This is a genomic window from Photobacterium marinum (assembly GCF_000331515.1).
Lineage (GTDB): Bacteria > Pseudomonadota > Gammaproteobacteria > Enterobacterales > Vibrionaceae > Photobacterium > Photobacterium marinum.
On the sequence record NZ_AMZO01000013.1, the window covers coordinates 44,898 to 70,558 of the forward strand.

Annotated in this window: 25 protein-coding genes and 1 pseudogene; 21 read left to right on the forward strand and 5 right to left on the reverse strand. The window is 39.4% G+C overall.

Annotation, left to right across the window (positions count from 1 at the left end; all coding sequences use genetic code 11):
* The first annotated feature begins 767 nt into the window (after nt 1–767).
* The 3 genes from C942_RS09435 (at nt 768) to C942_RS09445 (ending at nt 3,682) form a co-directional block, all read left to right on the forward strand.
* Nucleotides 768–1,346, forward strand: coding sequence for a nucleoside triphosphate pyrophosphohydrolase family protein (locus C942_RS09435; RefSeq protein ID WP_007465052.1), 579 nt, complete (start codon nt 768–770; stop codon nt 1,344–1,346).
* Between the two features lie 11 nt (nt 1,347–1,357).
* Nucleotides 1,358–2,707, forward strand: coding sequence for an MATE family efflux transporter (locus tag C942_RS09440; RefSeq protein ID WP_036799464.1), 1,350 nt, complete (start codon nt 1,358–1,360; stop codon nt 2,705–2,707).
* A gap of 162 nt (nt 2,708–2,869) precedes the next feature.
* The gene (locus C942_RS09445) at nt 2,870–3,682 is read left to right on the forward strand and encodes an alpha/beta fold hydrolase (protein WP_007465054.1); all 813 of its coding nucleotides are present in this window, start codon (nt 2,870–2,872) and stop codon (nt 3,680–3,682) included.
* A gap of 133 nt (nt 3,683–3,815) precedes the next feature.
* Here C942_RS09445 and C942_RS09450 read toward each other — a convergent pair whose 3' ends face one another.
* Together C942_RS09450 and C942_RS09455 are read right to left on the reverse strand one after the other, a co-directional pair.
* Nucleotides 3,816–4,619: an alpha/beta fold hydrolase gene (locus C942_RS09450; RefSeq protein WP_007465055.1), complete on the reverse strand. Its 804-nt coding sequence runs from the start codon at nt 4,617–4,619 to the stop codon at nt 3,816–3,818.
* Nucleotides 4,620–4,801: 182 nt separating this feature from the next.
* Nucleotides 4,802–5,173, reverse strand: a complete 372-nt coding sequence (locus C942_RS09455; RefSeq protein WP_036799487.1) for a YgiW/YdeI family stress tolerance OB fold protein — start codon at nt 5,171–5,173, stop codon at nt 4,802–4,804.
* A 276-nt stretch (nt 5,174–5,449) separates the two neighbouring features.
* Between C942_RS09455 and cobU the strand changes: the two genes are divergently transcribed.
* From cobU to C942_RS09470, 3 genes are read left to right on the forward strand one after another with little or no spacing between them, the layout of a single operon-like run.
* A complete protein-coding gene (gene cobU / locus C942_RS09460; protein WP_007465059.1) occupies nt 5,450–5,989 on the forward strand; it encodes a bifunctional adenosylcobinamide kinase/adenosylcobinamide-phosphate guanylyltransferase in 540 nt (179 codons plus the stop codon).
* A 14-nt stretch (nt 5,990–6,003) separates the two neighbouring features.
* A complete protein-coding gene (locus C942_RS09465) occupies nt 6,004–6,630 on the forward strand; it encodes a histidine phosphatase family protein (protein ID WP_232428159.1) in 627 nt (208 codons plus the stop codon).
* 10 nt (nt 6,631–6,640) lie between these two features.
* Nucleotides 6,641–8,119 carry a cobyric acid synthase gene (locus C942_RS09470; protein ID WP_007465063.1) on the forward strand — a complete coding sequence of 493 codons (1,479 nt, stop codon included), beginning with the start codon at nt 6,641–6,643 and terminating at the stop codon, nt 8,117–8,119.
* Nucleotides 8,120–8,205: 86 nt separating this feature from the next.
* Here the strand turns inward: C942_RS09470 and C942_RS09475 are convergent, their stop codons facing one another.
* Together C942_RS09475 and C942_RS09480 are read right to left on the reverse strand one after the other, a co-directional pair.
* Nucleotides 8,206–9,120 carry an amino acid ABC transporter permease gene (locus C942_RS09475; RefSeq protein ID WP_007465065.1) on the reverse strand — a complete coding sequence of 305 codons (915 nt, stop codon included), beginning with the start codon at nt 9,118–9,120 and terminating at the stop codon, nt 8,206–8,208.
* 3 nt (nt 9,121–9,123) lie between these two features.
* Nucleotides 9,124–9,717: pseudogene (locus tag C942_RS09480) on the reverse strand (transporter substrate-binding domain-containing protein); the annotation flags it as partial.
* Between C942_RS09480 and C942_RS09485 the strand changes: the two are divergent.
* From C942_RS09485 to C942_RS09540, 12 genes are all read left to right on the forward strand, one after another.
* On the forward strand, nt 9,701–11,269 hold the full coding sequence (locus C942_RS09485; RefSeq protein ID WP_007465070.1) for a recombinase family protein: 1,569 nt from the start codon (nt 9,701–9,703) through the stop codon (nt 11,267–11,269). The pseudogene C942_RS09480 and the gene C942_RS09485 sit on opposite strands and share 17 nt — an antisense overlap.
* A gap of 239 nt (nt 11,270–11,508) precedes the next feature.
* Nucleotides 11,509–12,720 (forward strand): hypothetical protein, encoded by a 1,212-nt coding sequence (locus C942_RS09490; protein ID WP_007465072.1) that lies wholly within the window; start codon nt 11,509–11,511, stop codon nt 12,718–12,720.
* Between the two features lie 315 nt (nt 12,721–13,035).
* Nucleotides 13,036–14,595 carry a P-loop ATPase, Sll1717 family gene (locus tag C942_RS09495; RefSeq protein ID WP_007465074.1) on the forward strand — a complete coding sequence of 520 codons (1,560 nt, stop codon included), beginning with the start codon at nt 13,036–13,038 and terminating at the stop codon, nt 14,593–14,595.
* Between the two features lie 128 nt (nt 14,596–14,723).
* A complete protein-coding gene (locus tag C942_RS09500) occupies nt 14,724–15,119 on the forward strand; it encodes an H-NS family histone-like protein (RefSeq protein ID WP_007465077.1) in 396 nt (131 codons plus the stop codon).
* A 500-nt stretch (nt 15,120–15,619) separates the two neighbouring features.
* The gene (locus C942_RS09505; protein ID WP_007465079.1) at nt 15,620–16,165 is read left to right on the forward strand and encodes a hypothetical protein; all 546 of its coding nucleotides are present in this window, start codon (nt 15,620–15,622) and stop codon (nt 16,163–16,165) included.
* A gap of 369 nt (nt 16,166–16,534) precedes the next feature.
* Nucleotides 16,535–17,740 carry a toxin-antitoxin system YwqK family antitoxin gene (locus C942_RS24355; RefSeq protein WP_007465081.1) on the forward strand — a complete coding sequence of 402 codons (1,206 nt, stop codon included), beginning with the start codon at nt 16,535–16,537 and terminating at the stop codon, nt 17,738–17,740.
* 95 nt (nt 17,741–17,835) lie between these two features.
* Nucleotides 17,836–18,078, forward strand: coding sequence for a hypothetical protein (locus C942_RS09515; RefSeq protein WP_007465083.1), 243 nt, complete (start codon nt 17,836–17,838; stop codon nt 18,076–18,078).
* Between the two features lie 678 nt (nt 18,079–18,756).
* On the forward strand, nt 18,757–19,449 hold the full coding sequence (locus C942_RS09520; protein ID WP_007465085.1) for a hypothetical protein: 693 nt from the start codon (nt 18,757–18,759) through the stop codon (nt 19,447–19,449).
* Nucleotides 19,449–20,057, forward strand: coding sequence for a hypothetical protein (locus C942_RS09525; protein ID WP_036799468.1), 609 nt, complete (start codon nt 19,449–19,451; stop codon nt 20,055–20,057). Before C942_RS09520 ends, C942_RS09525 begins: the two co-directional genes overlap by 1 nt.
* Nucleotides 20,058–20,065: 8 nt before the next feature.
* Entirely contained in the window at nt 20,066–20,695 is a 630-nt protein-coding gene (locus tag C942_RS09530) for a hypothetical protein (protein ID WP_157372599.1), read from the forward strand.
* A gap of 110 nt (nt 20,696–20,805) precedes the next feature.
* Nucleotides 20,806–21,333, forward strand: coding sequence for a hypothetical protein (locus C942_RS09535; protein WP_007465091.1), 528 nt, complete (start codon nt 20,806–20,808; stop codon nt 21,331–21,333).
* A gap of 182 nt (nt 21,334–21,515) precedes the next feature.
* Nucleotides 21,516–22,223 (forward strand): hypothetical protein, encoded by a 708-nt coding sequence (locus tag C942_RS09540; protein ID WP_007465093.1) that lies wholly within the window; start codon nt 21,516–21,518, stop codon nt 22,221–22,223.
* Between the two features lie 208 nt (nt 22,224–22,431).
* Here the strand turns inward: C942_RS09540 and C942_RS24360 are convergent, their stop codons facing one another.
* Nucleotides 22,432–23,817, reverse strand: a complete 1,386-nt coding sequence (locus tag C942_RS24360) for an esterase/lipase family protein (protein ID WP_007465095.1) — start codon at nt 23,815–23,817, stop codon at nt 22,432–22,434.
* 369 nt (nt 23,818–24,186) lie between these two features.
* Here C942_RS24360 and C942_RS09550 point away from each other — a divergent pair, with 369 nt between their 5' ends.
* The 3 genes from C942_RS09550 to C942_RS24365 all read left to right on the forward strand — a co-directional run bounded on the left by C942_RS09550 (nt 24,187) and on the right by C942_RS24365 (nt 25,660).
* Nucleotides 24,187–24,378: a hypothetical protein gene (locus C942_RS09550; protein ID WP_007465098.1), complete on the forward strand. Its 192-nt coding sequence runs from the start codon at nt 24,187–24,189 to the stop codon at nt 24,376–24,378.
* Complete coding sequence (locus C942_RS25620; RefSeq protein ID WP_051035777.1) at nt 24,378–24,806, forward strand: HNH endonuclease signature motif containing protein; 429 nt, start codon at nt 24,378–24,380, stop codon at nt 24,804–24,806. Before C942_RS09550 ends, C942_RS25620 begins: the two co-directional genes overlap by 1 nt.
* Before the next feature lie 476 nt (nt 24,807–25,282).
* Nucleotides 25,283–25,660: a P27 family phage terminase small subunit gene (locus C942_RS24365; RefSeq protein ID WP_051035778.1), complete on the forward strand. Its 378-nt coding sequence runs from the start codon at nt 25,283–25,285 to the stop codon at nt 25,658–25,660.
* Nucleotide 25,661 lies beyond the last annotated feature (1 nt).

Sequence of the window (25,661 nt, forward strand, 5' to 3'; positions counted from 1 at the left end):
GTTAATATTTCACCTTTAATTTCTATGGGAAGGGATCGAAAGGAGCAAGCCTGAAGGCTCAAAAGCACATATGTTCACATTAAAAGTGTGGAAAAAGATAATGTTATAAACAAGCGAGGAGTGACAGGGAAGAGAGTGTGGGTAGAAGAAAATAAGGCCACTTGATGTGGCCTTGTTTTTTTATAACTGCTCGGAAATGAATCCTGTCGTTACTGGGTAACGGTTTGGGAACCAATCTTGATGAAAAAGTGTGTTTTGCACTCCTCACATTTGTATTTCTGATGGTTCTTGTGTGTGAGTGCTCTCTCTAGGAAGCTTCTCTTCACACGATATGTTTTAGTTTTTTTATTGCAATTTTCGCACATAACGAAATTGTTTTTACCTAAGCCAATTGAGCGGATGAGTATAGTTGCTCTACTTTTTGTTTCTGTGACGTTTGTCGCATAAATGTAGAAGGATGAAGACATTTAAGGAAAAATGGTGTTAAGCAGCTGATGCTTATGGATGGGGGTATACAGCATTGATTATATCCCCAAGGGATTTTAAGCGTGTAGGGTTGATTTTAGGGGCTCGCCCGTTCTTTGTTCATGGATTGAACCTGTTCTGTGGGACTTACCTTGAAGTCAGTTGGGTATATAATGCTGGCCAAATTATTTGTTGCTGGTGGGTTACATCAGCCAGATGTGAATTGTGATAAACCTATCGGTGCCTTAGGCTGTAGCTGTTGGCGCTGTTTTTTTTACTTGGTTACCTAAAAGGAATCGTAAATGAAGCTTGCTGTTTTAGATCAGACGTTATTTGATCACCTGTACCGCGATATTCATGAGTTTCGTACAACGTTTGATCTGGATATTGAGACCCCGGCGACGCTTAATGAGAAGAATGATGCACTCCATACCTCTTTGGCTGTTGAGGAACTGACTGAGCTGGCAGAAGCAGACTCTTTGGTAGAACAAGCTGATGCGATTGTTGATTCTGTTTATGTGTTGATGGGACGCTTGGTGCATTTGGGCGATAAGCAGGTAGAGTCAAACCTTGGGATCAGCTATTTGATTGATTTGTTGTTACAGATTGCTCAGCGCTTAAATATTGATTTTGTACCATGTTGGGATGAGGTTCACTCTAGCAATATGAGCAAGGTTTGTCGTAATGAACAGGAATTTACCGATACTGTTGCCCATTATGCTGGTCAGGGTGTGGAAATTACCGGTAGCCAAAAAGGTGAGTTCATTATTGCCAAGTGTGCAAAAGATGTTGATCTGGAAGGTAAAATTATTCGTCAGGGCAAGGTGTTAAAGTCTGTCTATTACCGTCCTGCAAATTTGGTATCTCTGGTAACACGATAAGAGCGCACTGAATGGATTCTCAAATATCGGAAAAATCGCGTACGTCGTATCCGGGTCTTGGACGACAGTTATTTACCATGACCTGGCCTATGCTGTTTGGCGTACTTTCATTAATGAGCTTCCAGCTTGTTGATAGTGCTTTTATCGGCCAGCTTGGCGTTTTACCCCTTGCTGCGCAGGGCTTTACCTTACCCATGCAAATGGTCATTATCGGCTTGCAGGTTGGTTTAGGTATCGCGACCACTTCACTGATTTCACGTGTTCTTGGTGCTGAAGAGCTGCAACGAGCAAAACAGCTGGGTGGTTTGGTTGTACTGACTGGTGCTATCAGTGTTTTTCTGATCTGCTTGTGTATCTGGTTTCTGCGTGGGCCAATATTGGGCCTGTTGAGCGCACCGGCTGAGGTTATGCCTGTTGTCGATGACTACTGGCCTGTCTGGCTGGCGAGTTCATGGTCCGGTGCAATGCTTTATTTTGCTTACAGTCTCTGCCGAGCTAACGGGAACACTATGTTGCCGGGTAGTATGATGGTTGTCACCAGCCTGACTAACATGGTGTTGGATCCTATCTATATCTTTACGCTGGACATGGGCCTGGTCGGTGCTGCCTGGGCAACAGTGACGGCGTTTTCCCTTGGTATATTGGTTGTTTACCCACTGGTGATTAAACGTCACTGGATGAGTTTCAACTGGCAAGGGCTGAATGTGATGAACTCGCTTAAAGAGCTGGTTCATATTATGGCTCCGGCAATGCTCAGTCAGTTATTGCCGCCATTGTCTTCAATGTTGGCAACAAAGTTGGTTGCGGGTTTTGGCGCTGCAGCAGTTGCTGCCTGGGCTCTGGGGTCGCGGATGGAGTTTTTCTCTATTGTCGTGATTTTGGCGCTGACTATGTCAATGCCGCCTATGGTGGGCAGGTTGTTGGGTGCTAAAGATATCTGCAAAATCAGAGCGCTGATTCAGCTGGCGGTGAAATTTGTGCTTGCTTGGCAGTTCGTTATTGCGGTGGTACTGCTTTTTGCTGCTCCAATTTTGACGGAGTTAATGACCAGTGAGGACTCAGTTAGGGATGTATTGATGATCCATCTTACCTGGGTACCGTTAAGTCTCGGTCCGCTTGGTGTGTGCATGCTGATGGTTTCGATCTGTAATGCTTTGACGCTATCAATGCGAGCACTATTGATTTCAGGTCTTCGTTTGTTTGCCTGTTTCTTGCCTGCGATAGGGCTTGGTTCTCAAGTTGCAGGATTACCGGGGTTGTTTATTGGCGCAATGATTGGCAACTTTGCCGCTGGTGCCATTGCCTGGGTTCTGTACAAAAAGGGGATGGAAACAATCAGCTGCAAATATTCGGCTATGTAGAAATCATGGCCAGTGATTGTCGCTTAGAAACGTTTAAGCTGAATGGGCTGATACAAAGGCATTTTGTATTCACTGGTCTTATAAGTGTTTGAAGCGTGTTGTTAATTAACAATAGTTGTTATTATCGCGCCAAAACGCAACTAGTAATAAGGAAAAGAGTCAATGGCTACATTTACCGTTGATAATAAAACGATGCACTACCTTGATAAAGGTGAAGGGCCAGTGCTTGTTTTTGGTCATAGCTATCTGTGGGACAGCGCAATGTGGGATCCACAGATTGAAGTGCTGAGCCAGCATTACCGTTGTATTGTGCCGGATTTATGGGCTCACGGTAAATCAGATGCAGCTCCGGAGAAGACTCGCAACCTACGTGACTATGCGGATGACATTCTGGCTTTGCTTGATCATCTTAATGTTGATGAGTTTTCCGTTATCGGCCTGTCTGTGGGCGGTATGTGGGCAGCAGAGCTGGCAATTAAGGTTCCGGCCCGAGTGAAGTCTCTGGTGATGATGGATACCTTTATCGGTTATGAGCCACAGGTCACTCACGCTAAGTATTTCGCTATGCTGGATACCATTAGTGAAGTGAAACTTGTACCGGCCCCGATGGTAGATGTGATTACACCAATGTTTTTTGCACGTAATGCTGAGACTGAGAACCCTGAGCTTGTCTCACATTTCCGCAATAATCTGATGAGCCTGAAAGGCGAACAGGCTGTGGAAGTAGCTCGAATTGGCCGAATGATCTTTGGTCGTCGTGATACTTTTGATGATATCGAAAAACTGGTGCTACCGACGTTGATCGTTGTGGGTGCTGAAGATATTCCTCGCCCGCCGCTTGAAGCTCAGTTGATGCATGATGCGATTGACGGCAGTGAATACCTTGTAATTCCAGGCGCAGGTCACATCAGTAACCTAGAGAAGCCGGAAGCTGTCACAGAAAAACTGGTTGAGTTTCTGGCAAAAGCAATCTGACAGATAACTTCTCTGTATGTCTAGTCCTAAAATAGGTTGACGCTTTTTTTATGAAGCCAGTAGGTAATCCCTGCTGGCTTTTTTAATACTCGTGATTTGCCCTAATCTGCGTCAGTGATTAGGTATCAGTAGGTCATAAGCTGCTTTGATGCTGCTGAATAAATTGAATAGAGTGTTCATTGAACTCATCCGGGCGTTCAACGTTGCAAACATGGCCGCAATTTTCAAATTCAGTTAAGTAGCTGTGCTTGTGCTCTTTAACCATTTCCTTCACCGGCTTAATGAACATGTAGTCGTTGCTGCCCATCAAATAAAGGGTTGGGATAGGAATCTCTTTCTCTTTGAAGTAACCCATTAATGGATTCACATCAGCTGCAAGCTTAAACCAGCGTTTAAATTCTTTCTGGCATAATTTTTTCGCCTCACGGATAAACAACAGGCGAGATTCCTTCTGTGTTTTTTGAGGCATCACAATGTAGGCAAACAGGCTATATAGCCACATGTAAGGAATGACGTGCTTACAGAAGTTGCCCAACTGAACCAGAAATTGTGAGCGGGCATCTAAGCGAGTAACTGCACCACCCATGATTAATGTTTTTACCCGTTCCGGTGCTAGTTCGGCCAGGTTGCGGATGATAATTGTGCCTAATGAGACGCCGACAAAATGTGCGGACTGAATTTTGAGGTGATTGAGTAAATCCAGGATATCGAGGGTGACGCTTTTAAATGAATAGGGATTTTTCATCATATCCCTGAACATATTGTTAGAGCGACCGTGTCCCCGCAGATCAAGCAATAGCAAATTGAAATGTTGTTTATAGGCTTTAATTTGCTTAAACCAGACGGAGGAACTGCCTCCAGCACCGTGGACAAATACTACCCATTCTTTACTGGAAGGGTGACGGTAAGTTTTATGAAACAACAGCGTATCTGACATCATGACCTCTATTTACAGACTGCTGCAACATAATCAGGAACTCACCCTGGCAAGCCGCAGCTGAACCGGAGTTTAACATGACTTTTTATCAAATCAGGATTAATTACTAATCAGTAAGATGAGATCGGAGGACTTAAAAAAAAGCCCCGAAACTCGGGGCAAGCAGTGGAATGGGGAAATGTTTATAGTAACTGGATACGGTCGACTTCAATTTCAGGGGTATTACCGCCTTCATATTCACCGAACAGGCGAACTTTAGTGGTTGCATCTATGGTCTGCGGCATGTGGATATCATCATCAAGTTCCACCTGGATTTCCTTTGTACCGTCACTGAAGATGAAGGTTTCAGCGTCGATTTGCTTAATTAGTTTGCCTTCTACAACAGCGTTACGTTCTGTGAACATGCTGGTGTTTTCAAGTAGTTCTGCCACGGTCACAGTATCTACCGGACCTGAGTAAGAAATAGCAGCGTTGTTTCTGTCATGGTCTTTGGCAAGAGCCATAGTCGGAGCCATAACTGCGATGGTTGCGATAGCGATAATAGTTTTCTTAATCATGATTCGGTCTCCTCTGTAGTTGATGGTTCCATTAAACAACAGTTGTTCTGAACTAATAATGAGTTGGTCATTCAGAATTCGTTCATCTTTAAAATAGGTTTAATTTTAACTGGTTATCATTTTTTTTGATGTGATACATCTGGTAAATCACTTGAGCTAAGTACTTGATATTAATCATTGGTGATAATGAGTTATTGATTGGTAAAGGCCGTTAACTGCCATACAATGGATGAATAGAAATAATCAGTAATTTGTTCATGAGTTAAAGCCATTATGGATTTTTTAGGAAAAGAGCTGATTTTGGGTGGAGCTCGTTCAGGAAAAAGCAGCCTTGCAGAATCGCTGGCAGATAAGTCTGGGCTGGATGTGATTTATGTTGCTACTGCAACGGCTGGCGATGATGAAATGGTGGAGCGTATTGCGCGGCATCAGGAGCAGCGACCTTCACAATGGCATCTCGTTGAAGAACCACTTAATTTGGCTGAAGTCATTCGCAAGAACAGTCGGGAAAACAATTGCCTGTTGATTGACTGCTTAACATTATGGCTGACTAACTGCCTGTTTGGTGACGAAGCTAACGAAACTGACTGGTCATCATGTAAAAGCGATTTTCTTCAGGCACTTTTAGCGGCACCCGGTCGTATTATTATGGTGAGTAATGAAGTCGGGCAGGGAATTGTGCCCATGGGAGAAATATCCCGTCGATTTGTCGATGAGAGTGGTTGGCTACATCAGGCGATAGCCAAACAGTCAGAGCGGGTAGTATTTGTGACGGCGGGGATTCCTCAGGTCTTAAAAGGGCCAAAGTTATAACAAAAGAGGGATAGATGATGGATCAAACTAAAATCACGCGCATTGATTTTCTTCGTCATGGTCTTCCTGAAGGTGACGGATGTTTACGTGGTCATACTGATTTCCCGATTACGCCGCAGGGGCTGGAGCAAATGTGGTGTGCGGTTGAAGGCTTATCCGACGTTGAAAAAGTAGTGACGTCACCGCTTGTGCGCTGTCGGGAGTTTGCCGAACAATTCGCAGGACGTTTTGAATTGCCGATAGAACCGGTCGAACACTGGAAAGAAATGAATTTTGGTCACTGGGACGGACAGAGTCGTGACAGTTTGTGGGAAAACTATGGCGAGACTCTGAGTCAGTACTGGCAAAACCCATGGCAGTCAAATCCTCATGGTGGTGAAAGTCTTCGTGAGTTTGATTACCGGATACAGCAGGCATGGGAAGCACTTCTAACACAAAATAGTGGTAAGCGATTGTTGCTTGTTACCCATGCCGGGGTGATGAAGCAGTTTTTACGTATTCTTTTAGATATGCCAGAGAACGCCAGCTACCTCCATCGAATGGAACTGCCTTATGCGGCGCGTTACCGTGTCACTGTTTTTCATGATGAAAATGGTAAAAACTGGCCTCAGCTTCAATGGCCGGTACAGCAGCAATTTTAGTGAGATTTAAATGCAATCAACAATTGAAGCCCTGATGGTGCAGGGAACAACATCGGATGCCGGTAAAAGTGTTCTGGCTGCTGGTTTGTGCCGGGTCTTGGCCAGAAAAGGTATCAAAGTTGCGCCCTTCAAGTCGCAGAATATGGCGCTTAATAGCGCAGTTACCCGTGATGGCGGTGAGATTGGCCGGGCTCAGGCCGTTCAGGCGCAGGCCTGTGGTGTAGAGCCAACGGTACATATGAATCCGGTGTTGTTAAAGCCGAACACTGATATTGGTGCGCAGGTTATCGTCCAGGGTAAGGCGCTGGCGGATATGGATGCAGTCGGCTATCACAACTATAAAAAAGTGGTGATGGGGCCGATTATGGAATCATTTTCGGTGTTGCAGCAGGAATATCAGACCGTCATTGTTGAAGGTGCTGGAAGTCCGGCGGAAATCAACTTACGTGAAAATGATGTCGCCAACATGGGCTTTGCTGAAAAAGCCGATATCCCGGTGATCATTGTTGCTGATATCGATCGTGGCGGAGTTTTTGCTCATTTGTTCGGCACGCTTGCTTTGCTCTCTGAATCAGAACAAGCACGGGTGAAAGGTTTCGTTATTAACCGTTTCCGTGGTGATATCAAATTGCTCGAGTCAGGGCTTGACTGGCTTGAGGAGAAAACCGGAAAGCCGGTACTTGGTGTATTGCCTTACCTTCATGGTTTGATGCTTGAAGCTGAAGATGCAATCAATGTTCAGCAGGTTGAAGCAGCAGAAGAGCAACTGACAGTGGTGGTGCCTGTTCTTACTCGCGTGAGTAACCATACTGATTTTGACCCGCTTCGAATGCACCCTCAGGTGAATTTGCAGTTTGTAGGTAAAGGGCAGCCGCTTCCGCCAGCAGATCTTATTATTATTCCGGGCACAAAAAGTGTCAGAAGTGATTTGGATTTCCTTCGCGAGCAGGGATGGGATCAACAAATTGCCCGTCATGTTCGTCTTGGCGGTAAGTTAATGGGTATTTGCGGCGGCTATCAGATGTTAGGCGAAACCATTGCTGATCCTGACGGCATTGAAGGTGATGCCGGAGAAAGTCGGGGGCTTGGTTACCTGAATACATCAACAGTGCTGGCACCTGAAAAGCAACTGAAACAGGTGACAGGTAAGCTAAAGCTGCCTGATCAGGATACTGTTTCTGTCAGAGGTTATGAGATCCATGCTGGTGTAACTGAAGGTGTCAGAGCTGATGCCCCGCTGCAACTGACTGATGGCCCGGATGGTCAGTTAGGTTGTGATGACCAGGTGTTTGGTACTTATCTACATGGTATTTTTGAGCAGAAAGAAGCCTGCGATGCGATTTTGTCCTGGGTTGGTTTGGAAGCCACACAGACACCGGATTTTGATGAGATGCGCGAAAAGGGCATCGATCGTGTTGCTGATACAATAGAACAGTATATGGATCTTGAGAAACTCTGGCCGGAATGGGCAGAGATGTTTGCTCCGTAGGAATAATTTAAAAGAAAAACGGCTCACGATGAGCCGTTTTTTATGCTTTATTTTCGTCCTGAGATAGGCTTCTGGGAAGCGACGGTTTAACGCTGTAGGTGTTTTTGACTGTGTAGTTCCAGTCGACTGAATAGAACAGACAAACCAAGGCAAAGGATCAGGTAACCAACACCAACCAGTAGCCAGATTTCAAAAATCAGACCGGATGAGTTGGCGATTTCACTGCCGACAAATGTCAATTCCTGGATTGAGATCAGAGAGATAATCGAAGAATCTTTTACCAGTGAGATGAATTGTCCGGCCAGCGGTGGAACAATCCCGGTCAGCGCTTGTGGGAAAATGATAAAACGGAAGCGGTCCCAGCGGGAAAGCCCCAAAGAATCTGCTGCTTCCCATTGTCCTCTCGCAATGGCATCAATACCTGAGCGGACTATTTCTGCAATATAAGCTGCTGCAATCAGCCCAACACAAAGTACGCCGGAGAACAGGTTTTCCCATAGCTGAGCCGGGCCAAAGAGAAAGTCTTGAAGCCAGTTAATATCATGGCTGTAATTTCGCAGTATGTTTTCCAATCCAAGCGCAGGAACGAGTTGGCTTGAAATGAAAAAGTAAAAAATGAAGACGAAAACCAGTGGTGGGATATTACGAACCAGTTGGATATAAGCTTGTGCCGGCAATCGAAGCAGTGTGAGTGGAGAACGACGAGCCAGACCGAGTAACACGCCCAGAATTGCCGCAAAAAGCATTCCCCACATGCTTAGACGGATGGTTGCGATGAATCCCTGGAAGAAATAGGGCAACTCATCTGCTTTGCTTGGTGTAAAGATCAGGCTGAATGCTTTATCCCAGTTCCAATGGTAATGAATGCCGACAGAAGAGCGATAAACCAACCAGCCGAGAAAGCTGCTGAGCAGTGCAATCAGCAACCAATCCAGTTTGTTTAAACGGGATATTTCCGGGAAGGGCTTTCCCGGTAATGTTTGAGTTTGACTCTGAGACAAAATTTACTGTCCTTTCGCGATCTGATCTTGCCAGTCCAATGTCTTGAACCAGTAATCATGGCGTTCCTGCAGCCAGCCGTCTTCAGTGCGTAGCATGATCCAGTTGTTGAAAAAGTTCAGTAGATCAAATTCACCATGACGGATTGCAAAACCCTCAGAACCACGACTCAGGCGTTCAGTCAGTGGAACAAACAGTTTGTCATTGTACTGAATAGACATTTGCTCTGGTTTAGGTGACGAAGCAAGAACGGCATGAGCATTACCGTTTAATACTTCCTGGAATGCCTGGGCATCGTCATCAAACTGGCGAAGTTTTGCTTTCGGGAAATACTTCTTGGCGGTTTGAACAGTGAAAGCACCACGGCGGACAGCGAGTGTCACACTGCGCTTGTTGTAATCGGCGATATTTATTTTCTCGGCTGCTTTGTCTTTGTTCGCTGCAAGCTGAACACCTGAGTGAGCATACGGAGCGGTAAACAGCACGCTCATATTTCTGGCCGGAGTGATCGACAATCCACTGTCCCTAACAGAACTACTAAATACCATTATAAATCCCTTAACAGAAAGTAGGAGCGTGATCATGCCAAGAAAAGCAGTGCTATATGGACGTTACAGCACATTAGCCCAAGAAGATGGTAATAGCAGTGAACGTCAAAAAGAACTAGCTCAAGCAATAGCACAACAAGAAAACCTTGAAATAATAAAGGTTTACTTCGATGAAGGCAAATCAGGTTATCACGGGGCGAACCTTGATGGTGAGCTTGGTGTTTTGCTAAAGGATATCGAAAACGGAGTTATTGCTTCTGGCTATATTTTACTTGTTGAAGAACTTGATAGGCTATCGCGTCAGCATCTGTTCAAAGCACAAAAGCAGTTAACAAGCATTTTAGAAAAGGGCATTGAGATATGGACTTATCTCAACGGTTCGTTGTGTAAATACAATTCAGAAAACCCGATGTTGCTACTCCAAGCTATTGTTAAATCACAGTTAGCTTTTGAAGAGTCAGATAAGAAAGCGGCTAGGGCAAAAGATAACTGGAAGCGGAAATATGCTGACATTCGAGCTGGCAAGTTCACACGCGTAAAAGTTGCCTACTGGATAACTTCAAACATCGAAGCTAAGCGCTTTGAGCTTAATGAGTATGCGAAAGGCATTGAGAAAATATTTGAGCTGTATACCAATGGCGTTGGTTTAATGGAAGTTGTTCGTTACTTGAATGAACACAATTACCCATTGGATGATCGGCATGTTCAAAAGCACGAAAATTCATGGGATAGGCATAAAGTCTTACAGGTGCTTAAAAACCCATCGACTTACGGAACGTTTAAGTCTTATGATGGCAAGTTCGTCAAACATGACTATTATCCTGCGGTTACAAGCAAAGATACATTCGATTTAGCAACTTCAATAAGGCTAAGCAGCTCGCACCAAAGTAAACATAAATCACACTTCGTAAACATGTTGTCAGGTCTGGTTGTATGTCCATATTGTGGTCATGGATTCATCTTGAATTACACCACTAATCGAGGGAAGCGATATTATGCACTGCGTTGTAACGCTGGTAGTGCGTGTTTTGCTCCATCTATTTCATTGAAAAAGCTTGAACCACTCTTATTCAAATACCTGAGTGATCTGGATTGGAGCACGATATTTAAAAATGATGGTTTTGATAAAGATAAGTTGATATCTGATTTAGACAACGCGAAGAAGGAGCTAGTTAAGCTTGAAGAACTGTTTGAACGTTCTGGTTTCAACGTAAAACTAGGCGAAGCTGTTGCGTCACAATCCCAAAAAATAAACAACTTACAAAAAGAACTAGATAGCATGTTAGAAGTTCATCCGGACTTCGATTTTGATGTGGATGCTTTGCTTGATGATCATGATTTACGTGCAAAAGCTGCGGTGAAACTCAGAATGCTGGTGGATCACATTGAGCTGTATACATGCGGTGAGATGTTGGACTTTAGAAAGATCCCTAACTATGACCCTAATCTGTTTAAGGAAGGTATTGCATTCAATAAGAAGAACTCACAGTTCCTAGTGATTAACTTCAAGCATAACGAAAAGCGTCAGATTGGTATCAGTTCAGATTATGTTGCGGGTGTTAATGACGGGGTAGTTTACCATTCAGGTGGTTTTTCTGCATGAGAGGCCATAGTGTGAAATTCTTATTGAGGTGCTTATGGTATTCGTTATTACGTAGGGTTGACGAGAAGAAGGGGCAAATCAGAAGGGCAATGATTACACACTGTATACAGCGTATTGCTATGTAGCACTCTATTTTAATTGTAAGCCTCTGAGATAAAAGTATAATCCGCCAGCCAACTAAATGGTTGGCAGTATGCTTTTATATATGAATAAAAATTAATAAATTTGGAGATAAAAGTTTGAGTAGCAGATGGCGTGATGAGAAACAGGTAAAATCACTAATAAAGCAAATGAAAAAAATGCTAAAAATTTGTGATGATGGAAATGTTGCTCAGAAACCATACTTTGAATTAGTGGTAGATACTCTCTGGGGTTATGTAAAGCATAATAAAAAGCTAGACAATAATTCATCTTTTGACGTTTTTCATAAATCAGTTGTAACTGCTTATAAGAATAATGGTTTAAATGATATTAAAACCATACTTTCAGAATTTGATAAAGCAGTTTTAAATCTTTCGAAAAACGAATCAGAATTTAAAATATTAATGTCTCTTGAAATGGATTGTGATCAACCATCATCTAGAGTTGTTAATGGTTGTAAGCTATCGTTTTATAAATCACCACCTAAGAAGTATGCAAAAGCTGTATTAGTTAATGAAGATATTGCTTCCTATTTTGAGAAAGGCAATTTTTTGTATTCTGTGGTGTCTGTGTCTGCTCCTAATAGGAATTCTGCATTAGAAAAAGCAGATTCCGCGATAGATACCGTTCGTGCTATTTGGCATATGCTTTTTATAAAAAACTTCAATCTAGTGGGAGAAGATAAAGAATCTCAATATTGGAGTCGTTCTCTTACTCGATTAGGGAAGTATCATATTATTTATGATAAAAATGGTAAAATGCTAGATAATGGATTACTAGAGATTAAAAATCACATTTCGTATCAAAGTTCAAGTGTGAGAGATATTTCTATTTTCAATAGAAATACAAACGTCTATTTAAGAAAGATCGCCAAAAGCCCATATAAAGAATTTATTGAAAACGTTCTTTCTAATTATGTTTCTGCTGTTGATTGTGTTGATCTTGATTATAGGTTCATGAGGCTTTCTTCTACACTGGAAATTTTACTTAAAGCTGATCAAACAAAAGATCTTGTTAGGAAAGCAACATTTTTATATGAGGATAAAGAGCTCGAAAACATAATTTTAACCAATCTTAGAAACTCAAGAAATGAGCTGTCACACGTAGGCGTAACACCTCCAAATATTGAAATAAAGTGTTTCAAGTTGGCTCAATATATAGAGGACTTGTTGAATTTCTTTATCTTTAACCCGATTAAGGCTGATAGGGTTCAGCAAATACATGATTTGTTATCATCGCCAACAGATTTAACTGTTATAGAATCGAAAATCAAACAGCTAGAAATGGCAAGAGAATACATGAAAGATTAAATTACTAATAAATAATTTGTAATGATGAAGCCACCTCCATATGAGGTGGCTATTGTTACTGAGTAGTGTATAAATTAACTCTTATCTCCTAACCTAACAATGATATCAGTTAGATGTTCAAGTTTAAGTTTTAACGGATATTACTTTCAAGGCTATCAATAGTTGTAGTCGTTAGGCATCTATGTTTACGTTTTTACCTATTTACAATATAGCAATGAGATTGCGATCAAAAAAAACAGGTTGACCAGTAATTCAATTAATACACTAATAGGTGTAATGTTAGATTCTTAGAATTTTCAATTTAAGCTGGTTGATATGAGCTCTTATAAATTTCGGAAAAATACGGAAATAGGTAAATTAGAAGCAGAAACTGACTCATTCTTATCTTCATGTTTTTATGAATCTGACGTTTTTAAGGGGCTGATTAACTTTGATTATAGTGAAAGCAACCCTGACTTTACTCGACGCATAATTGTAGGAAGAACAGGGAGTGGTAAAACTGCTCTTCTAAAACAGATTCTAGGGAGTGAATCCGTTAAAATACATGATACCATTGAAGCAGAAAACACCGTGTTTGAACATATTAATAACAACGTGTTCATTTCAGGTTTAATGGAGAAAGGGATTGATTTAAGAGTATTCTATAAATCCCTATGGCTTCATGTATTGTTGGTAAAAGTAATAAACCTTCTTTATAGATCTACATATGAGAGCTTTTTTGAATATATAAAAGGTTTGTATGGTAAAAATAAAAGACCATATAAGCCAGAAATAGCAAATGAATATCTGGAAAGTTATAAAGATAATTTCTTTAATGAAAATATTGTTACCGAAATAAGTGACAAGATGCAGGCCGAGCTTTCAGGGAAGATAGGTTCTGGTTTGTTTAATTCGACTGGCAAAATTTCAGAAGAGAATTTTAAAAAGATTCAATCTGCAACGTCTAGTTATGTAAGCAAAGAACTATTAAGAAAACAAAAAGAGCTAATAAAGATAATAAAAACTGAGTTTTCTAATGAGAAACAAGTTAGAGTCATTATAAGCATCGATGACTTAGATAAGTCATGGCTAAGCTCTAGCTCAATAAGGTATGATTTTATTAATGCATTGCTTGAGGCATTTAAAGAATTACTTGATGTTAAATCCGTTAAAATTCTGATATCAATTAGAACCGATATCATTATGGGAATTTATCATAATAGCTTGCGTCAAGATGAAAAAGACCAATCATTAATTTATGCCATATCATGGAATAAGTGTGAAATTAGACAGATACTAGATAATAGAATTAATTATTTGATAAAGAATCAATATCAGTCATCAAAGTGTGTAACTTTTTCAGATATATTTAACTTCAAGGTGTCCAATGAGAGTGCGGATGAATTTATTATAAACAGAACAATGTTAAGGCCAAGAGATGCAATAAACTTTGTAAATCTATGTCTTTCTGAATGTGATGGTAGGGTCGAGCTGAACGAAGATATTGTATTAGAGGCAGAAGAAAAATTTTATTCAGTTCGTAAAAAAGCATTAGTAAAAGAATGGAAAAGCATCTATTCTCACATAGAAGACTATTTGGACAGCTTATCATTCATTAAATATAAGTCTTTCAAAATATCTGAACTAACTGAAAGTGACAAGAATAGAGTTCTTAACTACTTAATAAATAGACCGAATACTAACCCAGATGATGAAGAGCATAATAATAGACTGCTTGACTTCGAAGAGTTAGTAAAGGTTTGGTTTGTTGTTGGAATTATAGGGATAAAGAAATCCAATACACTACTTATCTTCTCATCCTTCGAAAAACCAGAGCTAGACATTACTGATTTAAATAAAAAGTTTGAAATACATCCATTGTTTTTTAGAGAATAATTAGACAGTCAGCTCTTTGCAACTTGATGAAGGCTACGGGCTAAACGAAAAGTTAAATCAATCATTAGCTGGTTTACTGAACTGATTAAAGTTAGAATACCTATCTTATCTACATAAAATTCAGAATTATGACTGACGTATTCAAAACACTATTAAATTTACGTTCGCTGCGTGCAACTGCTCGTGAAATGACCGTAGAAGATCTTCAAGAAGGCTTACAGAAACTACAATCTGTGGTAACAGAAAGAGAAGAAACTGAAGCTGAAGAACGTGCTAAAAACAAAGAGCATGAAGAGAAGTTAAAATCTTATCGAGAAATGCTGATCGCTGATGGCATTGAGCCTGAAGAATTGATAGCTATGCTGGGTAAAGCCTCAAAAGCCAAACGTGCAGCTCGTCCAGCTAAGTATAAATTCACAGTTGATGGTGAAGATCGCACTTGGACTGGTCAAGGTCGAATGCCTGCACCTCTAAAAGAAGCTATCGAGAATGAAGGAAAATCACTCGATAATTTCTTGATTTAATTGTTCATAAAGATCCCAAGTTTTGGTAGCGTGTTGAGCGTTGAAGAAAGCTTGAACGATCTTGTCGTTGACTGAAAATCCCTAACCATCATTATGGTTAGGGATTTTTTTATGCATGCAAAAGAGCTGGAGATGACTTTTCATGTTGTTGTCAATGAGGGCTTGTTAAAGCTATTAACGAGTTTCTTGATGCAGATTGGATAGAGCAAATGTTTTGACTACTGAGCCAGGGTTAGCTACTAGCAAAGCAGGTTTTTAATTTGCTTAACGTGTGCTGTAGTGCACAAAAAATAAATTAATTTTTTTTTGCTAAAAACGCTTAAAAAAATACTTTGCTGTTATGTTAGCACTGTAAGCAGTAATCCATTAACAATCACAAGCACCTTAACGGGTGCTTTTTTATGAGAGGTTGCCTTATTGTTAGAGAACATATTTATACGCTTTCATTGATGATTGTTATAGTAACGTATAGACAGTTATGAGAGGGCGCAAAGATACTAATGAACAGTATTACACCGATACAACAGGAAACTGAAGTAAAAGAAGAAGCACCTGTTCCAGTAAATAAAATGGCTGCAATGGCTGCTGCTGCAAAGGCTAAACAAGTAGCCAAAAATGAAGAGAAGGCTAAACAGTTAGAGCCACCACGACAGCTAGCGGAAATCACAGAAGCTAACAACGCAAGATCAAGCGTATGTAAGTTCGACGATGGAAAAACGCGCAAAAAGCAAAACTATGAAATTCAAGATCGAAAAGTAAGCGTGTTCAAATCTGATAGCTTAAAGCTAGCATTCATCTCAACTGATTTAGCTTATTGCACTCGACCTACAGAAAGTTCATTAGAGCATGTTCGTGATGCTCTACAGCATAGAAAGAAAGTTCAACCATTGTTAAAGGCCGATGATCTAGAAATGGTGCTAGTAGGTGAAGTAATAGAAGTTGGTCAAGACTTAAATGATGCAAAAGGGCGCGTCTATGATCTGCTTGCAAGTGAAGGCTGGAAGCTGGTGTGCAATCGTCCCACTACATCTTATCCGCGTCCGTAAATTTTGTATCCAGTGTATTATCCTTCGTGGTCTATCTTTGTGGTTGTTTATGCTATTCAATCAGTCATGAAAAGTGATAGGCTCTTTATACACTGGCATTCCGTTTTGTTATAGTGAAATGTAGCCAATTGATGAGGGCAGAGCCACAGGGTAGTAAGAGAGGGAGTAGACGCAGCTTAACAAAATCAGAACTGGTTGTGATAGTAGTAGATAGAGGGGAGGGATAGCAGACAGAACCCATTACGAGAACGATCATAGCCTGCAACCACAACATAATTTTGAACGCCGTTCGTAATTGTTGAGCAATTGACACTAACATTAACAAATCACAAAGCACCTTAACAGGTGCTTTTTTATTGGAGTTACAAAATGATAGAAATGAACAAGCCTGAATACACATACTACTCAAATGGTCAGATTCAAAGTGAAGAATACTATAAAAATGATGAGCCACACCGTGATGGGGATAAGCCAGCAGTTATTGACTATGACAAGGATGGTCAGATTGACCGTGAAGAATACTATCAAAACGGTCAACTACACCGTGAAGGGGATAAACCAGCAGTTATTTGGTATGACAAGGATGGTCAGATTGACCGTGAAGAATACTATCAAAATGGTCTATGGCATCGTGATGGAGATAAACCAGCTTATGTTAGCTATGGTTCGATTTCGGAAGAAAAATTTTACCAAAACGATGAGCTACATCGTGATGGAGATAATCCCGCTCATGTTCGTTACGGTGAGAGCGGAGAGATTTTGATTGAACGGTATTTTCAAAAAGGTCAATTACACCGTGATGGAGATAAGCCCGCAGAAATTCGTCATAACGCAGGTGGCCTGATTCCAACAGAAGAATATTATCAACACGGACAGCTACATCGTGAAGGAGATAAACCAGCTTTTATTAGGTATGACGAAAGTGGTCAGATTGACCACGAAGAATATTATCAAAACGGTCAGCGACACCGTGACGGAGATAAGCCAGCTCTTATTCATCATGACGCAGGCGGTCAGATTCCAACAGAAGCATATTATAAAAACGGACAGCTACATCGTGATGGGGATAAACCAGCTTCTATTGATTATTATGAAGGCAAGATTGAATCTAAAGAATACTATAAAAACGGACAGCTACATCGTGATGGAGATAAACCAGCTTCTATTCGTTACAGTGAAGAGGGGCAGATTCAAAGTAAAAAATATTATCAAAACGGTCAACTACACCGTGACGGAGATAAACCCGCAGTTATGGAGTATGACCGCAATGGTCAGTTTGAACGTGAAGAATATTATCAAAACAGTCTATGGCATCGTGACGGTGATGAGCCAGCAATTATTCGTTACAAAAACGGTAAGATTGAACGTGAAGAATATCGTAAAAATGGCTACTGGCATCGTAGCCACGCAAAACCAGCAATAATCTTTTATGAAAATGATGAACAGAAAGAGTCATACTTGTATTTCAAAGATGGGGTCAATATAACGGAAGAAATTCTAGAGTGGAAAGAGCTAATGAAGGATGAAGATGAGGAAACAAAACAATTCGACATCAATCTACGTTTTAGTAGCTAAAGCAATCAGCCATCGAACAAAAAACAACCAATGAAGTAATTTTGAATAAATACAAGTCGCAATAAGGCGGCTTTGTTATTATTGGAGGCAATACAATGAAAAATGAACATCTACAACAGCTAAAAGCATTCGAAACACTAGCTAATGAGCACAAGCAAAATCTTGAATGCGCACATTCGAATAATAACGAAGATGATATTTTTGAATGGAAAATGCTATTCGAAAGTGCTGTAAGTAGCTACAACGATTTCATTCGCTCTATCGCTGGTGAGTATGGCGATACCTTACAAGTTGAGTTAGAAAAGCACGGCTTACCTTTGTTACTTGATCATGAGTAGTCGTAAAGCAATCGAACACGAACTACAGATTTTTACTAATCAAAAAGCACCTTAAGGTGCTTTTTTTGGTTAAAGCGTGGTGGTGGGCTTACTAACACCAATAGTCGTGCGGAGCACTCCTATTCCCCCTAAATTGTAAGCCCGTAGGGCATTATTCCCCGAAGCACCCCCGACTTGTAGGAGGAACAAATCCCCCTTGCCATAATCCCTTAGCTCTTTGTAAGTAAGGGCTGTTTTGAGCAACGCGAAAAACAGCACGTCTTATTAGAGTATTAGAGTATTAGGAATTTAATACTTTAGTATTTTAGATCTTTAGTGCTTTAGTAATTTAATAGTAATAGAAAGAGCACAACAGCTAGCTATCAATATCACTTCATCATTATCACTTACTAAAAATTGACATAGAACAAACAATTGTTTGTCTGTTTATTATTTGCGCTAATTTAAAGCCTCATTTGAATAGAAATCAAAACCAAAACACTAAATACAATTGTTGAAAAAGACAAGGGGGACTTATGCGCCAATCAACAAATAATAATAGTTCGGTAATACGTATTCGAGTAAGCAACTACACGCTTGATAACTTACCTGAAGATTTCAACATCACATCACGTATAAACGAATATCTAGCAACATTTACAACTGATAATGCTCACAGCAGCAATGAGGGAAAAAACAATGGAAGCACAAAACGTAACTAATGAACATCGCCAGCAAAAACATATAGGCGTTCTAATCAAAGATATCCACTCTGAAACCTTTGAACGAATCGAATCTGATGTATTCGATAATTCAACAGTCAATAAAACAAACGCATATAAAATAATTTTCCGTTTGTTCCATTCAAACCCTGACAAGAAACGCATGATTGAAAAAATCAAAACTGTTCGCTTAGATGATGGTAGTTACAAGCAGCAACTACGCAGTTTTGAAGTAGGTAACGAAATAGAATGCGTTCCTCTTAGTCCATCCACACCTATAAAATCTCTAAAAAATCGCATACGAGAAAACAAAGCAAATAAGGATGCAGCAGCCTATAAAAATGGTGTTACAGCCTATAAAAAAATAAAGAAATATCTAGCTGATATAAATGATACAACAAGTATTGTAACGCTCGGGACACTAAAGACACGCCGTAAGCAATGCACTGAATTAGGAGAGAACAATAAAACGTTCAACGAAGCTTGTGTTGTCTTTGTGATGCTAAACGATGGCTCTAGCATGGTTACACTTTTTTTAGGTGATTACACATACGACATATCAATGACGGCTTATGTTGACAATAACACAGCAGCTAACAAAGGAAAGTTAGTAGCTAAAGGAACATGGCGTAATAGTGAACAAGATTTAGAAGATGATGAGGAATGGTAATGGACAATAAATTACAGCAATTACTGAAGCCATACGCAGAGTATGAAGCACAACGAGCAGCAGAGGAAGCATACAAGGCGTATGCTTTTTCAATAAACCAGAAAGACCAAATCGAACAATTACCGCCAACAAACCATAAGCTAACAGAGCTTTCGAATGAACAAATAAAATTAGTGCATAAGTGGTTGTATAAGGAATATTCGAAGCTATCGGATTCAAAGAGTTTATATAATAGTAGATATATATGTTGCGGTATTCCATTGAAGAAAATAAAAAAAGAGCAATACCCTAAATTGATCGCATGTAACATTTTGTCTGATGTTTATGACTTTTTCAAAAGATTAGATGTAAAGCCAGTGTTGATGCATGGGAGTGAGTATAAAGCAAAAGTAAATATAGCGAAATACTACGGATGTTCAATAGGACAAGTAGATGAAATAGCATGGATAAAGCGACCAAAGAACGCGCATTACACAATAGTTTGTATGATTGAAAATAAATTTCGAAATGAAATAGACAAGTATTATGGTGTTGCAGATATCGAAATAGTAGCAAGAAAGGCTAAGCAGGAAGCAGAAGCTATTACTAGAAAAGTTGATAATCAATAAGGGGAATAATGATGAAAGGGACTTTTGGAAATATTCGCAAATCTATTCGAGACAAACAACGGCAGAAATACAACATTACTTTTAGTAAAGAAGAAATCGAAGCAATCAAAAATCTATCAATAGTCGAATTCGAATATTATGAGAAGCAGAAAGGCAAGGGAAGCCAGAACACTAATACTATTATATCTTGTTTTAACGGCTGTATAGGCGAGCTAGCAGCCGTTAAACACTTTACTAGTAAGAACATTAAAAACGAATGGGAAGGGCTTACAGAGCGTTTCAGTATGCTTACAGCTAGGGTTTATGCTGATTGTGATATCCAGGCAATTTATGACGGGTTTAGACATAGCTTTGAAGTAAAGACCATTCAAGCAGGACAGCCACAAGGACAAGTAACAGTAAGACAGGGTGATAAGTATAAAGCGAGTGATGTTACAGGCGTTGTTTTTGTAGAGATATTGCTACTCGATAAAGACGGTTACACCATTAAGCCAACAGACACTAATCAAGTAGGCGAGGTAAGAGCGCGTGTTTATGATGTGGTTGCTATTGATACGCTATTAGCTCAGGAGGTGCATTCAAACATGTATGATATTCACTGTTATTCGATGCCTTATTTTATCAATTTAAGCCATTAAGAATCATTAGTCACAGTAAAGAGAGATGAGAACGTGGTATTTTACAGAGTCAACATGTTTGATAGTGACTGTTATATATAATTCTTTATTCGCTAAGGCTAGGATAAACAATGATTTATAAACTTTATAAACTAATCATGAAAATAGTTAAGGTGTTCTTTATTTTTATTGGTGTAGTAATCACACTGATTTTTGTAATCGGTTCTTTTTTAGATGTCACTGAACCAACAGCAGATGAACAACAGAAACAGTTAGATCAGTCAGCCAATGAAGCACGGGAAATTATTGCTAGAGTTCAACAAAAAAATAGAGGACGAATTTCTGTCGAAAATATTATCTATAGTGAAGGTGTGGCTATAAAACTTTGTTCGAACGCTGTTCATCATTTAGGCGTTGATGGTGTTGAGTTTAAGATACTTAAATCGCGCCAACTTGAAAAAGATTCACAACGTCCTAGGTGGCGTTCAGAGGGACAAACTTTGATGTTCCAAGACTTATACGAAGCTGTAGGCGGCTACAGCTGTATGATTACAGTTGATTATGTGGAAAACCATATTTTTGTGTCAAAACTGGATACTCCGAGCGGTAAATCGTTAGTTGGTAAACCAGACAACACATTTACAATAGTTACTCAGTAAGAAGAGGCCGCGCAAGCGGCCTCTTCTTGTAACACATAACACATTTGAAAATTATGAATGTTAGTTGGAATGTGGTTACTTCTGGTTGTAACATAATGAATATTAGGCAATATTTATTATTTCAACTGATTGTGATAGATTTTTATCAGATGAGTTAGTTGTTATGATTTTAGAGGTTCACAGTGAAAGAGTTGATTGATGCAATTTTATCAAGAATGAAAAGCCCTATACTTGGTTCATTTTGTTTAATTTATGCTTTGTATCATATTAAAGAGATCGGTGTTTTCATTTGGAGCAAGCAGGAAGTTAAGCTGCAACTTCTCCATCAGTTTGAGTTTAACTATAACGAGCTAATTATGTTTTTTTTCGTGGCTTTTTGCTATGTGGTTATTTTGGAGTGGCTACAATTCGCGATTGATTATTTGGTAAAGAAATCTAGATATTTTAGAGATAAGTTAATACATGAACAAAATGTAGAGCTTGCAAAGCTGAAGCATCAAGCAAGTAATGAATATCAATCAAAGTTGGCAGAGAAAGAATTAGAATCATATTCAGACGAAAAAAAAGAATTCGAGAAAAAGATAGAGCAGTTAGAAAAGCTCAAAGAGCATCAGAATGATATGATTGATGGGCTTACAGAGGAAGTGAACAGCTTTGGCAAATATAGTGTAATAAATAAATGGGAACCATCTTATAAAAAGCTAAGTTTATTATTTGATAAGCATGGAATTAAAAAGGTTAATGGTGAGTATCAGGTGGAAATGTTAGCTTCTCTGGATCAAGATAAAAGAATTCCGTTGGATAAAATCACTGAAATTGTCAAGGAAATTGAAAAGTTTAACAAGTATATTGAAAAGCTAAAAGAAAAAGAGGAAGAATTATTGCTATAGTGATTACTTTAAGTTTTGTATATAACATAAGCTTGTTTCATATATAAAAAACAAGAATCCTAGTGGTAACAAAGAGGCCAATTAAAATATATATTTTAATTGGCCTTTTTCTTTGTGAGTTACGTATGAAGAACTTATTGTGTAAGCTTCATAGCTCGGCTGTTGGGGCACCAACCACATCAACAGATAGCTTTTAATGTTACTTATTTTAGGGGTGCAATATAGGTAGCTTATTTAGGTTTGAACATAGAGTTAAGTAAAACCAATACTGTTCATTCCATTGGAAACTACCCTTCTTTTGTGGGAAAAAAACAATATCAGTATGATCCCACCCATTAAGAACATTATTCATAGTATACCAATTGCCTGCTCTAGGGGATTTAGGCCAGAAAAGGACTCCTTCATCGTTATATTCGGAAACAGGGAAATAGTTTTCCTCTTCAACACCAAGCCACGGATACTGTTGTGAGATAACAGGCACAAGGCCATCATTTTTTTGCCACAATTCATCAATCTCAGCCTTAGCTGGCCATCGCCGGTTTTTCTCTGGCCAGTATTCAGTTTTAATGAGTTTTTTAATAGAATAATTGCCGATAGCTTTACCGAAGCGCTTTAGGAAAAAGTGGAAATCCTTGGGCTTTTGTTGTGTAACATAACTAAAGTAAGTAGTATCTTCATAAACTTTAAACAGCTTGTTTAACTCTATCGTTCCTATGACTGACAAGCAATAAGCAGCATTGTCTTTACCGTAAACAAAATCTTTCAAATTAACTTTGAAAATAAATAACATATTTAACAGCATTTCTAGTTTTTCATTATATATAATGTTTGATTTGTTTTTCCGAGTTACACTCCATTGATCTAAATCCCAATTATATCCACCCGTCTTTAATATTTCTTTCACATCATGCATAAAACTATCCCAGTTAGAATAAGGGGATATAAAAGCATGCCACCTAGTCTTCAATAAGTTAATAGGTGATAGTCCGAGAAAATCATACATCAATCGCCTGTTTAGGATGAAAGGATATGATGTGCCTTTGTAATAACCTGTTTTTTCATCGAAATTGCATACTGCATAAGGAGCAGTAGTTCCATTGAGCACACCAGAAATACTTGTTACGGATCGAATCCAGCGGGCACTCGTTTTATAAGGAGGAAATAAATCGCCTTGAGCTAACATATATTGCAGTAGCAGAATGGTCCATGCTCCCTGAGAGTGTCCGACTAAATGGATAGGGTGATCTTTATCCCAAGCACTGTATAAGGGCTTGTTCCCTTTTTTCCAATTAGGAAGTTTTTCTACCTTTAGGTGGTCAGTCAAAGTTTCCTTATGGATATGAAGTTCTTCATATCCATCGCATTTGTAAACACAATCGCGATCACAATCGTCTTCCTTATACCCCTTAATTTGATAAAATAACTCTCTCGCCCGATCCCAATAAGAAGAGATTGGACCGACGGATGCAAACTCTATTTTATACCCCTCTACATCATGTGCTCTTCCCCAGTAATCTCCAAAACCTGCCTCATGCTCACCCCAGCCTAGAATTCCATGAACAAAGATGATGGGATAATTATTCTTTTCAGCCATTTTCTCCTCCTTCCATACTTCCATGTCGTAAGTAAAAGATTCAACTTCAGAAAAACACCATTGGTTATTTCAAAATAATCATTATCTAATGATAGCCAAGAAAGGTAACTGTCTAGCAGCAGTATTAACAATTCGTTGCTATTATGGCCATTGGGTGAATGGTCAGATTTTACTCCTTATCTGGCAATCAAAATGGGATTATATCAGAATTTCATTCTGCCTAATGTGCACCTGTTCTGTATCAACTACGTGTTAAATGAACGGCGTTGATTGACTAATCAATGCACTCTTTCGTGAATAGTTATTCGATTTGATTTTAAATATCTCCTGCTTGAATAAATAGAGTAACAATTCAAAAGAGGCGAAATAATGAAAGATAAAGCAGAGTCAAATCAGTATACAGAAACAGAAATTCTCAAAATGAAACAGGCAGCTAGTGAAGCCTTTATCACTCACTACGTAACAGAAGTATGTAAATACCTGAAGGAATCACCAGCCGCTCACCTAGCACAATACGAAGCAATGCTAGATGAAATAGACGAACAACACAGTGGAAAGTAATGCGAGTCCATATACCTAAACAATGCACTTATCCCGGCTGTAAGGCTGTTGTATATGACGGAACAACACGTTGTAAAGCACACACAAAGGAAATACCCAAACGACCTCATACAGCTAATAAGAACGCTAGCTTTTACAATAGTCGCGCATGGAAGAATCTATCTTATAAGAAACGCTTAGCTAATCCTTTATGTGAGGACTGTCTAAGCCGTTCTGTCTATAAGCAAGCAAATATAGTGGATCATGTTATTGAAATTAATGATGACTATAGCAAGCGCTTAGATTGGGATAATCTTAAAAGCCTTTGCTATTCATGCCACTCAATAAAGACACACGGTGAAAAGAAACGCCGTCAGAAAGAAACTGTTTCAGGCTATTGGTTAATCGAACAAATTAAGCAAATCAAAAGAAAGGATAACAAGAAATGATACCAGTTCAACAACTCAATGAGGTTCTATTCGAATACAAAGATCAATTCGTTTTCATACTGATAGATGATGAATGCAACATTACCTTTATGGACTTTCTAACAGGTGAAACACTACCTACACATAATGAAGAAGGTGAACCATTGCCGATCATCAGTGAATATCTGCACTACGTATTAGATTTTGTAAAACAGCAATCAACGCAGTAGACAACAATATACTCAACACGAAATACCAGGCGCTCCTACCTACTATGTAAACAACTTAGCCTTTCAGCAAAAAAACCAACCAATTTTCCCCGAAAACCCCTTAGAAAACAGTGAAAAACAGCTTGTTGGCTCCTAAGTAGGGGGGCTATGTGCTTTTCTATGGTTTTCACACGGACAGTCAACGCTGGACAAGTTTTTACAACGCGCAGACCTTTATACCCCAAAAGTGTGGAACTAAATATAACAGTAAATTAGACAGGGGGTTATATGGCAAAGCCTAAAAAACCTAATTGGATTCCATCTACAGCAACAAAGTATTTTAAAGACTTCGTTGATACGATGGAATCAAAAGGTATTGAGTCAGCAGAATATAAATATATGGGTGCTTTGTTTGCAGTTGAATACAACGAGTATATAAGTGCAATAAAAGATATTGAGGCTAACGGGCAAACAATCACTGTAAAAGGTGCTAATGGTTATCCTGTTTGCAAACAAAATCCAGCAGTTCAAACAAAGCAAGCAGCATTTAAAAACATTATGGAAATAGTGAAGCAATCCGGTTTATCTCCTAAATCCGCTAAAGATATTAACGGTAGTAAGGAAGATGAAAATGCCGAGGTGTTGAAGAAATTTTTACAGGGATAAT